The sequence below is a fragment of the Sphingomonas sp. GW821-FHT10F11 genome (assembly GCF_058809095.1).
The window spans coordinates 119,009-133,150 of record NZ_JBXASH010000009.1 but is presented as its reverse complement, the minus strand read 5'-3'; the positions used below and the strand labels follow the sequence as shown (position 1 = coordinate 133,150).

Below are 14,142 nucleotides of genomic sequence, written 5' to 3'. Positions count from 1 at the left end.
CGATGAGCGACCTTAAGCTGTTCCGCACCGCTGCCGCGGGCGTCGCGGAAATCTCCGGCGGCGCGATGGCGCTCGAAAAATCGCTCCAGACGCTGTTCGAGGCAAACCTCGAGACGCTGCTCGGCGTGCGCTTCCTCGCCTCCGAATTCATCACCAACGAGGGCGGGCGGATGGATACCCTCGGCATCGACGAAAACAATGCGCCGGTGGTGATCGAATATAAGCGCGCGTCGAACGAGAACGTGATCAACCAGGGGCTGTTCTACCTCGACTGGCTGATGGGGCATCGCAAGGATTTCGAATGGCTGGTGATGGAGCGGCTTGGCAAGGAGGTCGCGCAGAAGGTCGACTGGCCGGGATCGCGGCTGATCTGTGTCGCGGGCGACTTCCAGAAATGGGATGAGCATGCGGTCAAGCAGATGAACCGCACGATCGATCTGGTGCGCTATCGCCGCTACGGCGACGACCTGCTGCTGTTGGAGCAGTTGACCGCGACGACGGCGAAACCCACGACTGGGGTGACCGCCGCAGCGTCGCCGTCACCCGCGAACGGGCCGGGCAAGAAATACAAGACCGTTAGCCAGCAGATCGCCGAAGCACCGCCTGCCTTGCTCGACCTCTATCATGCGGTTGCCGACCATCTGCAGGCTGCGGGCGACGACGTGCAGGTCAAGACGACGGATTTCTATATTGCGTTTCGCCGCATCAAGAATTTTGGCTGTGTTGAGCTGCGCAACCAGATCGGCAAACTGTTGGTATTCTTGCGCGTGAACCCGGACACCGTGGTGCTGGAACCTGGCTTCTCCCGCGATGTTCGCGGGATCGGCCACTTCGGCACCGGCGACCTCGAAATCACCATCCAGTCGACGGCGGACCTCGAAAAGGCCAAGCCGCTGTTCGACTCTGCCTATCAGAACGGCTGACCAGTGCCCGGAGGGCCGACTTGCCTGTAGCCGGACCATAGCTGGTTCCGGCGTATCGCTCGCACTCCGCGTCAAATGACGGCCAGAAACAGGCCGTGAGCATCGCCTGTCCACCACACTTGCCCATTTAGCGGAACCGAGGCGTTGCTTGGGACCTGCGGTTCAACTCAGATGAACGGGCGTCCGTTTCGTGCAACGGCCAGCGAGAGCTGAACGTGCACAACTGGGTCTTCCGACACTACCGGGCAGTTGAACCAACGTCCGCTCCCCACGTACAATCATCCGAAAGCCGACAGTCGCCTCTCGGCCAGTTCCAGCCGCCGAGTTGCATCTGAACCAACGTCCGCCACCAGGAGGCGCATAAGTCGCGACGAGCCTGCGAATGTGGGGCCTGTCGTATCCACTGTCTGGCCGAACTAATGGCGGCCTCCCGGACTTATCACCCAAAAGCTGCCCGGCAGAGAACGGCCGACATCCCTCCTCGGGAACACGCCTGCGAATTTCTCGCTGACGCCAACCCTGTTATCCAATGTTATGGGCCAGAAACGGGGACAGCGCTCGGTCATTGGCCCAGCCTTTCCCGGTGAGCTCGGAATCATATACTATACAATCCGATTGCGCGCGGTCGCGACTCATGCATATCGTCGCACCTGCCGGCGCGCTCGCGTCGTCTGGCGCTCCTGGTGGACCTTGGGCGTTCTCATTCGCGCTTGTGAAAGTGACTATGACGACTCCTATCAGCCGCCGCCAAGCTCTCCTGTCCACCGCCGCCGCACTCGCCGTCGCCCCCTGGGCGGCCCGTGCCGAGGCGCAAGCCGCGCTGACCGGCGGCACGGCTGCCGAGCCGCCCAAGCCAGCCGCGGACACCGACTGGATCGGATACGGGAATGATCTGGCCTCCACCCGCTATGCCGGCCTGGACCAGATCGACGCCTCGAACTTCAACAATCTGGAGGTCGCCTGGCGGTTCAAGACCGACAATTTCGGGGCCCGCAAGGACTCCTATTTCAACGCCACCCCCACCGTGGTGAAGGGCCGTCTCTACGGAACCGTCGGTTCGGAACGCTATCTGGTCTGCATGGATGCCGCCACCGGGCAGATCATCTGGACCTACCGTCACGACGAGAAAGGCCGGCTCGGGGCCCGCGGTGGCTCCGGCTGGGGTGTCGGCTATTGGACTGACGGAAAGGTCGAGCGGATCCTTTACGTGACCCGCAGCTATCAGCTGATCTCCATCGACGTCGCCACCGGTCTTCCCGATCCTGCGTTCGGGACGGGCAACGAGGTGAATCTGCGGCTCGACTGGGATCACGAGGTCGATCCCAAGGCGCCGGTCGTCGGGCTTCACGCCCCGCCGCTCGTGGTGCGGGACACGGTCGTCATCGGGACGGCGTCCTCCTCGACTGGCCCTGGCTATCTGCGCGGTTTCGACGTGCGCACGGGCAAGCGGAAATGGATCTTCCACACCGTGCCGAAAAAGGGTGAGTTCGGCTACGACACCTGGATCAAGCCGGGACAGGCCGAGACGGCGACGAACACCGGCGTGTGGGCGATGATGTCCGCCGATCCGGAGCTCGGTCTCGTCTATGCCGGGGTCGAACTGCCCCAGGCCGACTGGATGGGCATGACCCGGCATGGCGATGCGCTGTTCACTGAAACCCTGGTCGCGCTCGATATCGAAACGGGTGAGCGCCGCTGGCACTTCCAGACCGAGCATCACGGGCTGTGGGATCGCGACATTGCGTGCGCGCCGGTGCTGATGGATGTCCGCCAGGGCAGGAAAATGATCAAGGCGCTCGCGCTGCCGACCAAACAGGCCTTCCTGTTCGTGCTCGACCGCGCAACGGGCAAGCCGGTCTGGCCGATCCGCGAGGAGAAGGTGGCGCCCGGCGACGTGCCCGGCGAATATTATGCGCCGACTCAGCCCGTCCCGTCGCGGCCGCCTGCCTTCGATCACCAGGGCGTCACGACTGACGACGTCATCGACTGGACGCCCGAGTTGAAGGCACGCGCGCTCGAAATCCTCAGCCACTACCGGCTTGGCGGGCTCTACCGGCCGCCGACGATCGCGACGCCTGAAGGGCCGTGGGGCACGCTGATGACGCCCGAGAATCAGGGCGGCGCGAACTGGGCCGGTGGCGGCTGCGACCCGGAGACCGGGATCTTCTATCTCTATTCGAAGACCGTGCTGCAGAATTACGCGATCAAGCAACTGCCCAACGGGCGCCTTGTCCCGGGGGGCAGTACGTCGCGCGGCACGAACGACAATATGGGCGGCGCCTTTGGCGGATCGCCGAACCCGGGTGGCCGTTCCGGGCTCGGCGGGCCTGTCTTGCCCAACGTGAAGGACGGCCTGAACGACCCGATCACGCCCGATCTGCTCACCATCGGCGGCATGCCGATCCTGAAGCCGCCCTATGGCCGCATCACGGCGCTCGACCTGACGCACGGTACGAAGCTCTGGCAGGTCGCCCACGGCGAAACGCCGGACTTCATCAGGAACAACCCGCTCCTCAAGGGCGTGACCATCCCGCGGACCGGCCAGTCCGGCATCCTCGGCGTGCTCGTGACCAAAACGCTGGTCATTTGCGGCGACAGCGGCCAGTTCACCGACGAGCAGGGACGCAAGGCAGCGCGGTTGCGCGCCTATGACAAGATGACGGGGCGTGAAGTCGGCACGGTCTTCCTCGATCAGGCGCAGACTGGCTCGCCGATGACCTATATGCTCGGCGGCCGTCAGCACATCGTGGTGGCCAGCGGTGGTTTCGAGGGCGGGGAGTTCATCTGCTACCGTTTGCCCGCACCGCGTGCCGCGGGGGCGCCGCCGCGCGCCGAAGCGCCTCGCCCTCCGATCACGGACTGACCGCCGAGGCTCACCGCGCCGTCGATCGATTCAACGATCCCGATCGTCAGATCATGAGAGCGGGCCGGAGTCTGACGAGACTCCGGCCCGCTCTTTCTCATGACGGTCGTGGCAGTCTTGCCTCATCCGTCCCTGCCACTGCGAAATTGCCCCGTTAACAGCGGAATTAACAGCGGAAGCCCGCGCTGTTTCGTGTGCATTTTCCGCTGTTATGCCGGAACAGGGAAAACGCCATTCAATGCATTGAGAGATATGGAAAATATCTCCAACAAAGTTGGAAATAACAGGGGAAGAAAAAACATTATACTGTTTCGCCTCCGTAACCACCCACTCCGGCGGCGATTTGGCGGGAGTCGGGGCAACGGACCGGAAGATCGCGCGTTTGCTGCTACAGGCGGTTTGAAAGCGAGGGGCGACGATCTCTCGCGCCATCGTCGGGAGGACATATGTCGGCGCATTCCCATCTATCGCGGCGATCGACCTGCGGCCTGACGCTCGCGCTGTTGCTTGCCACATCAGCCTGCAGCGGCGGCGATAGTGGCGGTGGCGGCGGTACGCCCACCCCGACGCCGGCCAATCAGGCCCCGAGCTTCACCTCCGCCGCGACCGCCAGCGTCGTCGAGAATGTCACGGACGCCTATCAGGCTGCGGCGACCGATCCGGACGGCAATCCGCTGACCTACAGCATCGCTGGCGGGGCCGATGCGGCGCGCTTCTCGATCACCGCGGCGGGGCTGGTGCGGTTCGTGTCGCCGCCCAATTTCGAGGCGCCGGCCGATGCCGGCCAGGACAATGTCTATGACGTACAGGTCGGCGTCACCGACGGGCAGGCAAGCGCCACGCGCTCCGTTGCGATCACCGTGACCAACAGCAAGGAGGGCATCCAGGTCCGACGCGTCGGCACCGGGTTCAACCAGCCGCTCTATGTCGCGCCGATCCCGGGCGACACCAAGGTGTTCGTGGTCGAGAAAGGCGGCGCCGTACTGATCCTCGATCCCGCGACTGGCGCGAAAACGCCCTTCATCACCGCCACCAACATCTCGACCGACAGCGAGCGCGGCCTGCTCGGCGTGGTGGCGGCCCCGGACTATCAGACATCCGGTTTCGTCTATGCCTATGCGACGAACGCGGCGGGCAATATCGAGGTTCGCCGCTATCGCCGCGGCACCGGCGGCGCGACGGTGCTCGACGCGACGATCCTTACCATCCCGCATCCGACCAACAGCAACCACAATGGCGGCTGGCTCGCCTTCGGGCCGGACGGCTATCTCTGGCTCGCGGTCGGCGATGGCGGTGGCGCGGGCGACGTGCCGAACAATGCGCAGAACACCAATGTCCTGCTCGGCAAGATCCTGCGCATCGCGGTCAATCCGCCCGGCGGCACAGCGCCCTTCTACACCATCCCCGCCGACAACCCCTTCGCCAGCGGCGCGGGCGGCGCTCCCGAAGTCTATGCCTATGGCCTGCGCAACCCGTTCCGCGCATCCTTCTGGGGCAACAATCTGCTGATCGGCGATGTCGGGCAGGGCGCCTGGGAGGAAGTCGACCTGCTCCGTCCGCAGGACAAGGGCGGCAATTATGGCTGGCGCTTCCGCGAGGGCGCGCATGCCTTCAACGGCACCGCGCCGGCCGGGCTGATCGAGCCGGTGCTCGAATATGGCCATGGCACCGGGCCGAAACAGGGCAACACCATCACCGGCGGCTATGTCTATCGCGGCCCGGTCGCGTCGCTCACCGGCTTCTATGTCTTCGCTGATTACATCCGCGGCGGCATCTTCACCGTGCCGGCGAACACGCTGACTCAAGGCACGACCCTGGGGGCGAGCGGCTTCGAACGCCGCAATGAGGATTTCGCGCCCGATACCGGCACGATCAACCAACTCGCCTCGTTCGGCGAGGATGCCGCGGGAAACCTCTACCTCGTCGACCTCGATGGCGAAATCTACGAGGTGACGCCGGCCTGACCGCCGCCGAGCGACAGGTCTTCGAGCGCGGTGCCGTAATAGCTCGCCACGCGATTGGCATAGGCCTGGTCGAACAGCGGCGGGTTCGCGGCCCAGCTCGGCCCGCCTTCGAGCACCTTGCGGTCGATGGTGACGAGATAGATGTCCGCCGCCGGATCATAGGCGAGCAGGCCGAAGGGCAGGGGATAATAGGCTTTGCCCATGCCCAGGAAGCCGCCGATCGTCAGCACGACATAGGCCGTCCGCCCCGTCCTCTTGTTGATCAGGAAGTCGTGGACCGACCCGACCTTGTCGCCCTCGCGGGTCTTCACCCTGATCGTATCGCTCTGGATCGAATGGGCGAGCAGTTGGATTGGCTGGTCTTTGGACATCGTCATTCCTCCAATCGGGTCAATCCTCGAGGATCAAACTCGTCCGCTTCGTTTCCGGGAGCATCAGGAAAGCGATCGTCGCGCAGGCGATGATCGCGGTGACGTACCAGTAGAAGGCGGCTTCGATATGCGCATTCTTGAACCACAGCGCGACATATTCCGCGGTGCCGCCGAACGCCGCATTGCCGATGGCATAGGGAAAGGCGACGCCGAGCGCACGGATATGCGCCGGGAACAGCTCGGCCTTCACCAGTGCGCTGATCGAGGTATAGGCCGACAGCAGCATCAGCGGCACCAGGATGATGGCGAAGGCGACCAAGGGATCGCTCGCCACCGCCAGCGCGCTGAACACCGGCACGGTGACGAGCATGCCGCCCACCCCGAACAGCATCAGCATCGGCTTGCGCCCGAACCGGTCGGCAAGCACGCCGAACACCGGCTGGGCGAGCATGTAGACGACCAAAGCCGCAGTCATCACCTGGGTCGCGGTCTGGATCTCGAACCCGCTCGTGTTGACCAGGAATTTCTGGAGATAGGTGGTGTAGGCATAGAAAGTGCAGCTCCCGCCCGCGCTGATCACCACGACCAGCAGGAACTCGCGCGGATGCGCCTTCCACAGCGCGATCAGGCCGGATTTGGGCCGGTCGGCCGACTGGTTCTCGAACGAGGCGGTCTCGGCGAGGCGCCGCCGCAGGATATAGACGGCCAGCGCCAGCACCGCGCCGAAGAAAAAGGCCAGGCGCCAGCCCCATTCCGACATCTCCGCCTTGGTCAGCAGGGTCTGCAGCAGCAAGGTGACGGCGAGCGCGGTAAGTTGGCCACCGATCAGCGTCACATATTGGAAGCTCGACCAGAAGCCGCGCCGGTCGCGCGTCGCCATCTCGGAAAGATAGGTTGCGCTCGCGCCATATTCGCCGCCGACCGACAGCCCCTGGATCATGCGCGCCAGTACCAGGATGACGGGCGCTGCCACCCCGATCGCGGCATAACCCGGCACCAGCGCGATCATCAGCGAACCGAGGCACATCAGCCCGACCGACAGCGCCAACCCCGCCTTGCGGCCATGCGTATCGGCATAGCGACCCATCCAATAGGCGCCGATCGGGCGCATGACAAAGCCGACCGCGAAGATCGCGCTCGTGCCCATCAGCTGAGCGGTCGGATCGCCCTTGGGGAAGAAGGTTGCCGCGAAGTAGAGTGACAGCGAGGAATAGGCGTACCAGTCATACCATTCGACCAGATTGCCGGCCGATCCGCCGACGATTGATTTCAGTCGCTTGGCATCGATCGCCATGGTCTCGTCTCTCCCCATCCGCGTCATTGCACGGCCCGGCGGCAACAGAGGCGAATTCGCGGGGCGATGCAAGACGGGCGGTTGAGCCGCAGGACCGCATCGCGCATAGAGAGGCGAATGCGTCTGCTTCCCTTCCCCCTCATGGCCGCGCTGATCGCCTTGGCAAGCTGCGTCGGGCCGACCCCGCCGCCCCGGCCGGCGCCGAGGCCGGTTCCGACCCCCACCTACACCCCGCCGCCGCCGCCCGCCCCCAGGCCGATCGCTACGCCGGTCGGCAAGGACTGGCGCGACTGGCCGATGACGCCGGGCGACTGGGTCTATCGCCAGGACGGCCGCGGCTCGATCGCGCTGTTCGGCGTGCCTGGCGCGGATGCGGCGTTGACCCTGCGCTGCGACCGTGCGGCGAACTCCGTCTATCTCTCGCGCCAGGGCATCTCCGCCGGTCCGGTCGCCCTGACGATCCGCACCTCGACCGCGCTGCGCACCCTCTCCGCCGCGCCGACCGGCGGCACGCCGCCCTATGTCGCGGTCGCGCTGCAGCCGCGTGATGCGCTGCTCGACGCGATCGGCTTCAGCCGCGGCCGCTTCGTGGTGGAGCAGGCGGGTTACGTCCCGCTGGTCGTGCCCGCCTGGGCCGAGATCGAGCGCGTGATCGAGGATTGCCGGCGCTGACGGGATAAAGTCCCGGCCTCGCGCGTTTTCGCGCTGAGGAGAATGCCATGATCCGCAAGCTCGCATCGGGCGAATACCGCCTCTATTCGCGCAAGGTCGATCCCGCCACGCACAAGCGCCGCAACCTCGGCACCTTCGACACCCGCGCCGCCGCCGAGAAGCACGAGCGCGAGGTCCAGTATTTCAAGCGGCATTGACGGAGGGGGCTCTGCGCGGCGCGTTCCCCGGGAAGCGGCGCAGGCGGACGAGAATCGTCGAAAACGCAGAACATTACAAGACTTGTTTATGTGATTCGGATGATTCAAACAGGAGTCGTATCCAGTCCTGGGTACGACGTCTTAACAAGCGAAAGGAGGTGATCCGATGTCTCATGGTTCAGCAATGGGGTCGGTTCAGTTCGTTCGGGGGACGCACCGCTAGCTTTATCGGGATGACGGCGGGGGGTATTCTCCCCCAGACAACGCTGCCGTCTATCGAAGCTGCGGTTCGCATGGTCTCCCGGGCTGGAACATCCGGCCGCTGACCATGTCAGGAGGTTGCCGGGTCTGCGGACCCGGCAGCCTCTTTTCATATCCGGGACGCTTCACAATCCATTATTTCGTCACCCCGGACTTGTTCCGGGGTCCATCGTTCCGCATGATTTGCCGGTGCGGCGCTGGCGGCACGGTGGATGCCGGAACGTCCGGCATGAGGGGGGATTTCATGCGCATCCTGACGACGCTCCTGCTTGCCGCGACCCTATCGGTGCCTGTAGCCGCCCGGACGGTGAAGGTCGAAGAAGCCTCGATCGACCAGCTCCAGGCGATGATGGCCGGCGGCACGACCAGCGAGGCGATCGTCCAGGCCTATCTCGCGCGGATCGCCGCGATGGATCGCCGCGGGCCGACCCTGCGTTCGGTGATCGCGGTCAGCCCCGACGCGCTGGCCCAGGCCAAAGCCAGCGACGCGCGGCGCAAGGCGGGCAAGGCGCTCGGCCCGCTCGACGGCATCCCCGTCCTGATCAAGGACAATATCGAGACGAAGGAGTTGCCGACCACCGCCGGCAGCCTCGCGCTCAAGGACAATCTCACCGGCCGCGACGCGCCGGTGGTGGCGGAGCTGCGCAAGGCCGGCGCGGTCATCCTCGGCAAGACCAATTTGTCGGAATGGGCGAACATCCGCTCGACCAATTCGATGAGCGGCTGGAGCGCGGTCGGCGGGCTGGTGCGCAATCCCTATGCGCTCGACCGCTCATCTTGCGGATCGTCGAGCGGATCGGGCGCGGCGGTGGCGGCGAGCTTTGCGCCGATCGCGCTCGGCACCGAGACCGACGGATCGGTGGTCTGCCCCTCCTCGATGAACGGGCTGGTCGGGCTGAAGCCGACGCTCGGGCTGGTCAGCCGCACCCATGTCGTGCCGATCAGCCACAGCCAGGATACGCCCGGGCCGATGGGACGGTCGGTCAAGGACGTGGCGATCCTGTTCTCGGCGATGGTCGCGGCCGATCCGGCCGACAAGGCCACCAGGGACGCTGCGAAATACCGCACGGACTTCACCAAGGGGTTGTCGGCGGATGCGCTCAAGGGCCTGCGCATCGCGGTGCTGCGGCCCGAGATGCCGGAGGCGATGAAGGCGCCCTATGACGCGGCGCTCGCGGTGCTGAAAGCGGCCGGCGCGGTGCTGGTCGATGTCGAGCGGCCCAAGCTCGACGGCATGGGCGATGCCGAGTTCGACGTGCTCAAGGTCGAATTGAAGGCTGATCTCGACGCCTATCTCGCGACGACGCCCGGTACGGTGAAGGCGCGTACGCTCGATCAGGTGATCGCGTTCAACCAGGCGAACAAGGCGGCCGAGATGCCATTCTTCGGGCAGGAGATCTTCCTCGACGCGGCGAAGACGCGTGGCCTCGCCGATGCCGAATATCTCGGCGCGCGGGCCAAGTCGCTGCGGCTTGCGGGGGTGGAGGGGATCGACGCGATGCTGAAGAAAGCGAACGCGACGATCCTGGTCGAGCCGACCTATGGCCTACCCTGGCTGAGCGACAGCGTCTCGGGCGACCATTTCACCGGCCCGAGCGCGAGCGAGCTACCGGCGATCGCGGGCTATCCGCATCTGACCGTGCCGATGGGGCTGGCCAAGGGCCTTCCGGTCGGCCTGTCCTTCATCGCGACGGCGTACGGCGATCAGGCGGTGCTGAACGCGGGCTATGCCTATGAGCAGGCGAGCCATGCGCGGGTTGCGCCGAAGTATCTGCCGGTGGCGGATGTCGGGGCTGGGCTGGAGGGTGCCTTCAAATAAAGCCCCTCCCCTTCAGGGGAGGGGCTTAAGAAGGTGGAATCCACCGCCGCGCGAACCCCGCCTGCCACAGCATCAACAACGGCACGACCCCAAGCTCCATCGCCAATCCGAACACATGCCCCTTTGACGGCATCCCCACCGCCACCAGCGACACGACCCGCGCCAGCCCACCCGCGATTACCAGCGCCCCGAGCAACCGGAACCGCGACCCTTTGGCCTCGATCCCCGGCACGCAGGTGGCAAACGCCACGCCCACCGCGAAGAATATCCCCGAGACATAGCGGAAATGGCTGTCGAGATCGGTCGGAATCACTGGCGCGTGGCCGAGGAAACCCGGTCCGTACAGGATGCTCTGCCCGCCCGTGACCATTGGCACCAGGCAAGCGATCGCCACCACGACCTGAAGCACCCGCTTCTCCGCGATGACGGTCAGCGCTGGTCCTTTTCGAGCAGCTCGGGCCGGATATGGATGGCGGTGAGCGACATGCGCACCTCGATCAGGAAGGACGCGAGCGCGGCGATCAGCAGGATCATCGCCAGGATGAAGGAAAGCGCGACGATGGTCCCGATATGAAGCCGGGCCAGTTCCGCCACGAACAGCAGGGCGACGACCAGGCAGGTCATCACCGCGCTCGACACCGCCATCACCAGCGCCGCGTTGATCACCGACATGCGCTTGTCGAGCAGCCGCAGCTCCCAGACATGGCGGTCATGCTCGGGCCCGGTCGAGCGCGGGTGAAGCGCCTCGACCTGACGCGCCCGGTCGACCACGCGCGACAGGCGTCCGGCCAGCACGTTGAGCAAGGCGCCGATGCCCGCCAGCATGAACACCGGCGAAAGCGAGAGCTGGATCGTCTGGGCGATCGTCGTGACGGCAGGCGAATATTCCACGCGCCGGACTGTGGCGGCTGCGTTGCGTCGCGGTCAAGCGCGAACCGGATGGTAACGGATGGCATCGTAACAACCCGGCCATGACGAAGCCGATGCTGCTTGCCGAATTCACGCGCCTGCCGCCGGCGACGCGCGCGATCGTGCTCGACGGACTGTCGGGCGCGATCGATCTCGTCGCCGAGTCAGCGCCCGAAACTCACCGCTTCCTGCGCTATCAATGGTTCGCTGCCGCGCTCAGCGCCTATGGCGGATCGGCGCGCACCATCCTGGTCGAGCGCGACGGCGATCCGGTGATCGCGCTGCCGATGATCCGCTTCGGCCCGGCGCCGGCGCGGCTGGCGGCGGTGCCCGGCTGTTACTGGCCGTTCCGCAGCTTTCCGGCGAGCGCTGACGCGGGGGAGGGCGCGTTCGACGCATTGCTCGACCGGCTCGGCCAAGAAGTGAATGCACTGAGGATCGGGCCGGTCTGCGACGGCGATCCCGCGCTCGAACCGCTGCTCGCGGCGGCGCGGGCCAAGGGGTGGGCGACGCTCGATCGCTTCGTCGCGGACTCTTACATCCTTGATATGGCCGCAGCCAATGCCGATGGCGGCTGGCCGCGCAATTCGACCCTGCGCAAGAACCGCTTCCACGAAAAGCATCTCGGCGATCACGGCGCGCTCGACTGGCAGTTCCTGCAAGGCGCCGAACTGGCCGCCGGCGGGTTCGACGCGCTCGCCGCGATCGAACAGAAGAGCTGGATCGCCGCGCGCACCGACGGGCGCGACGCGAAATTCACCATCACCGGCCACGGCGCCTTCTGGCGCGCCGCGGCGAGCGATCCGGTGCTGGCGAAGATGCTGTGGGCAGCCTTGCTCACCGTCGACGGCGCGGCGGCTGCTTTCTCGTTCGATGTGAATGCGGGGTCGCTCAAATACGCCATCGCCAACAGCTATGATCCCGCCTTCGCCAGGCACTCGCCTGGCAAATTGCTCTATTATCGCAACCTCGTCCGCGCGATGGCGGACGGGATCGACACGGTCGACTGGGGGGCGGGCGACAGCGGCTACAAGCGCGTGATCGGTGCGACGAAGGGCCCGGCGATCCGCGACTGGCTGCTGGTGCGGCCGGGCTTGCCGGCGCTGTTTGGCCGGGCCTTGCGCGGCTTGTGGGAACGTAGCGGCCAGCGTCCTGCGGCGCCGGTGGTTGACGAGGTTTCGCCCGGGCCGGTATGAGCGTCGCTCCAATCGGAGTGGTTATGTCTGGAATTGTCGCCCGCTGATCGCCTGATCGGGACCCGAGGTCCCGAGCCCAGGCGTCGTGCGCAGCCCATCGCGGCCTCCTTCGGGAGAGGCTGCGGGCCGGTTGTGTGGGCTATCCCTTTGCAGGGACCGACATTTCCCATGAATATCTCGAAATACGAACAGCGCGTGCTCCACGCGCTGGCGCAAGGCGGACGCATCGTCCACCGGCGCGACGAGGAGACGAGCCGCATCGTCGCGGTCGATTGCTTCACCCGCGACGGCTATGTGCTGGCCGATTGCACGGTGCCGTTATTCCGCAAGCTCAAGCGGCGGCGGCTGATCGCGAGCCTCGACGGTGGGCCCTATCGCGTCACCCGGCTTGGCCTCGCCGCGGTGCGGTCGCAGCTCGACAATCGTTGAACCTGGGGCCCGGCATTCGTGCCGGGCTCCTAACCTCGCTCGACCCAGGTCGAGATGGCGCGTCCATCATGCACTGCGCCGATCATGATCGTATCGCCCGACGTCACCGACACCGGCGTAACGAGCGGCGTCATGGTAAGCCCGGAAAAGAAGACCGCGCCTGGCTCTGGCCGCGCTTCGATCATCGTCTCGTCATCGAGTTCCAGCCTGATCCATCGCGCGATCGTATTGGCCTCGCCCGCGACTGTCGCGCGGCAAGCAAGGGTGCGGCGGTCCGAGGGCGGGAAGCGCTCCTGCGCAAAATCGAACCGGAACAGCTCGACCACTTCCGAAACAAGGTCCACGCCAGCCGCGCCGATCGGCCGCAAGATGCTGGTCGGCACGAAATCCGCCATTGGGCTCAGGTCGAACCCGCACGCCGCATCGATATGCCCGACCCGCGCATAGTCACTCCAGTCGACCAGCGCCGCACACAGGCTCGCCGCCATCGGGACGGCAGGCGCGCCGGGCGCGAGCAGCCGTTGCCGCGCATCGGCGATGGCACCAAGCGGATCGAAATCGAGCAGCCCGTCGGCGAAGATGTCGCACACCAGCAGGTCTGCCGGGCGGTCAAGCTCCTTGCCGATCGCGAGTGCCTGGGAGCGTTTGGTGACGACCTGGATTCGGTCGGCATGGCCATTCTGCGCGGCGAGCGCGCGCGCCATCCCGGCCGCGACCGGGTTGTATTCGCAGGTGACGACTTTCTCCGCGCCGGCCCGCGCCGCCATCAGCGCGAGCATGCCGGCGCCCGTCCCGATCTCCAGCACCGTCATGCCGGGGCGGATCGCCCGCCGCAGCGCCGCGTCCCAGGCGGCATTGCGCCGCGCATCGTTCATCATCGGCACGTGATAGCCCGGGATCAGCGACGCGAGCAGCCGCCGGCCGCGCATCAGAGTCGCGGGGTCGTCGCGTCCCAACGCCATCGCCTCCCGCGCGAGATCGGCGGCGCGGTGCGGCGCCTTGCGCGCGGCGACCATCTCCGCGAGGCCGACGAGATTGTACGGATAATCTGGTCTTTGCCGGAGCGCGGCGCCGATGGTCGCGATCATCCGCTCGATCTCGTCGCTCACTCGGCCACTCCTGCGCGGACGGTCCCGCCGCGGAATCCTTAAGCCAGGGCGGGCGCCGGCGGAAGCGAATCACGTGACAACGTGCGTCAGAACATTTTGTATATCTTGCATACAACTGGCACCAAAATGGTGGTG

At 65.8% G+C, this 14,142-nt stretch carries 13 protein-coding genes; 8 read left to right on the top strand and 5 right to left on the bottom strand.

All coding sequences use genetic code 11. The annotated features are described in order from the left end of the window. The first annotated feature begins 2 nt into the window (after positions 1–2). From AC1RT8_RS21525 to AC1RT8_RS21515, 3 genes are all read left to right on the top strand, one after another. On the top strand, positions 3–923 hold the full coding sequence (locus AC1RT8_RS21525) for a DUF5655 domain-containing protein (protein WP_493078203.1): 921 nt from the start codon (positions 3–5) through the stop codon (positions 921–923). A gap of 724 nt (positions 924–1,647) precedes the next feature. After that, positions 1,648–3,786: an outer membrane protein assembly factor BamB family protein gene (locus tag AC1RT8_RS21520; protein ID WP_493078201.1), complete on the top strand. Its 2,139-nt coding sequence runs from the start codon at positions 1,648–1,650 to the stop codon at positions 3,784–3,786. A gap of 446 nt (positions 3,787–4,232) precedes the next feature. Continuing rightward, entirely contained in the window at positions 4,233–5,750 is a 1,518-nt protein-coding gene (locus AC1RT8_RS21515) for a PQQ-dependent sugar dehydrogenase (protein WP_493078200.1), read from the top strand. Here AC1RT8_RS21515 and AC1RT8_RS21510 read toward each other — a convergent pair. Then, positions 5,729–6,127, bottom strand: coding sequence for a PRC-barrel domain-containing protein (locus AC1RT8_RS21510; RefSeq protein ID WP_493078199.1), 399 nt, complete (start codon positions 6,125–6,127; stop codon positions 5,729–5,731). The two genes, AC1RT8_RS21515 and AC1RT8_RS21510, sit on opposite strands and share 22 nt — an antisense overlap. 13 nt (positions 6,128–6,140) lie before the next feature. After that, positions 6,141–7,415, bottom strand: coding sequence for an MFS transporter (locus tag AC1RT8_RS21505; RefSeq protein ID WP_493078198.1), 1,275 nt, complete (start codon positions 7,413–7,415; stop codon positions 6,141–6,143). Between the two features lie 117 nt (positions 7,416–7,532). Here AC1RT8_RS21505 and AC1RT8_RS21500 point away from each other — a divergent pair, with 117 nt between their 5' ends. From AC1RT8_RS21500 to AC1RT8_RS21490, 3 genes are all read left to right on the top strand, one after another. Beyond that, positions 7,533–8,087 carry a hypothetical protein gene (locus tag AC1RT8_RS21500; RefSeq protein WP_493078197.1) on the top strand — a complete coding sequence of 185 codons (555 nt, stop codon included), beginning with the start codon at positions 7,533–7,535 and terminating at the stop codon, positions 8,085–8,087. Positions 8,088–8,134: 47 nt separating this feature from the next. Then, complete coding sequence (locus AC1RT8_RS21495; protein WP_493078196.1) at positions 8,135–8,284, top strand: hypothetical protein; 150 nt, start codon at positions 8,135–8,137, stop codon at positions 8,282–8,284. Positions 8,285–8,789: 505 nt separating this feature from the next. Continuing rightward, the gene (locus tag AC1RT8_RS21490; RefSeq protein WP_493078195.1) at positions 8,790–10,364 is read left to right on the top strand and encodes an amidase; all 1,575 of its coding nucleotides are present in this window, start codon (positions 8,790–8,792) and stop codon (positions 10,362–10,364) included. Between the two features lie 25 nt (positions 10,365–10,389). On the opposite strand, the gene AC1RT8_RS21485 is transcribed toward AC1RT8_RS21490, so the two are convergent. Further along, on the bottom strand, positions 10,390–10,773 hold the full coding sequence (locus AC1RT8_RS21485; RefSeq protein ID WP_493078194.1) for a DUF4345 domain-containing protein: 384 nt from the start codon (positions 10,771–10,773) through the stop codon (positions 10,390–10,392). 20 nt (positions 10,774–10,793) lie between these two features. Then, positions 10,794–11,255: a DUF2721 domain-containing protein gene (locus tag AC1RT8_RS21480; RefSeq protein ID WP_493078193.1), complete on the bottom strand. Its 462-nt coding sequence runs from the start codon at positions 11,253–11,255 to the stop codon at positions 10,794–10,796. An 80-nt stretch (positions 11,256–11,335) separates the two neighbouring features. On the opposite strand from AC1RT8_RS21480, the gene AC1RT8_RS21475 reads away from it, so the two are divergent. Continuing rightward, positions 11,336–12,469, top strand: coding sequence for a GNAT family N-acetyltransferase (locus tag AC1RT8_RS21475; protein WP_493078191.1), 1,134 nt, complete (start codon positions 11,336–11,338; stop codon positions 12,467–12,469). Between the two features lie 168 nt (positions 12,470–12,637). Further along, positions 12,638–12,898 (top strand): YjhX family toxin, encoded by a 261-nt coding sequence (locus AC1RT8_RS21470; RefSeq protein WP_493078189.1) that lies wholly within the window; start codon positions 12,638–12,640, stop codon positions 12,896–12,898. Positions 12,899–12,927: 29 nt separating this feature from the next. Here the strand turns inward: AC1RT8_RS21470 and AC1RT8_RS21465 are convergent, their stop codons facing one another. Continuing rightward, positions 12,928–14,007, bottom strand: coding sequence for a 50S ribosomal protein L11 methyltransferase (locus tag AC1RT8_RS21465; protein ID WP_493078188.1), 1,080 nt, complete (start codon positions 14,005–14,007; stop codon positions 12,928–12,930). Between the last annotated feature and the right edge of the window lie 135 nt (positions 14,008–14,142).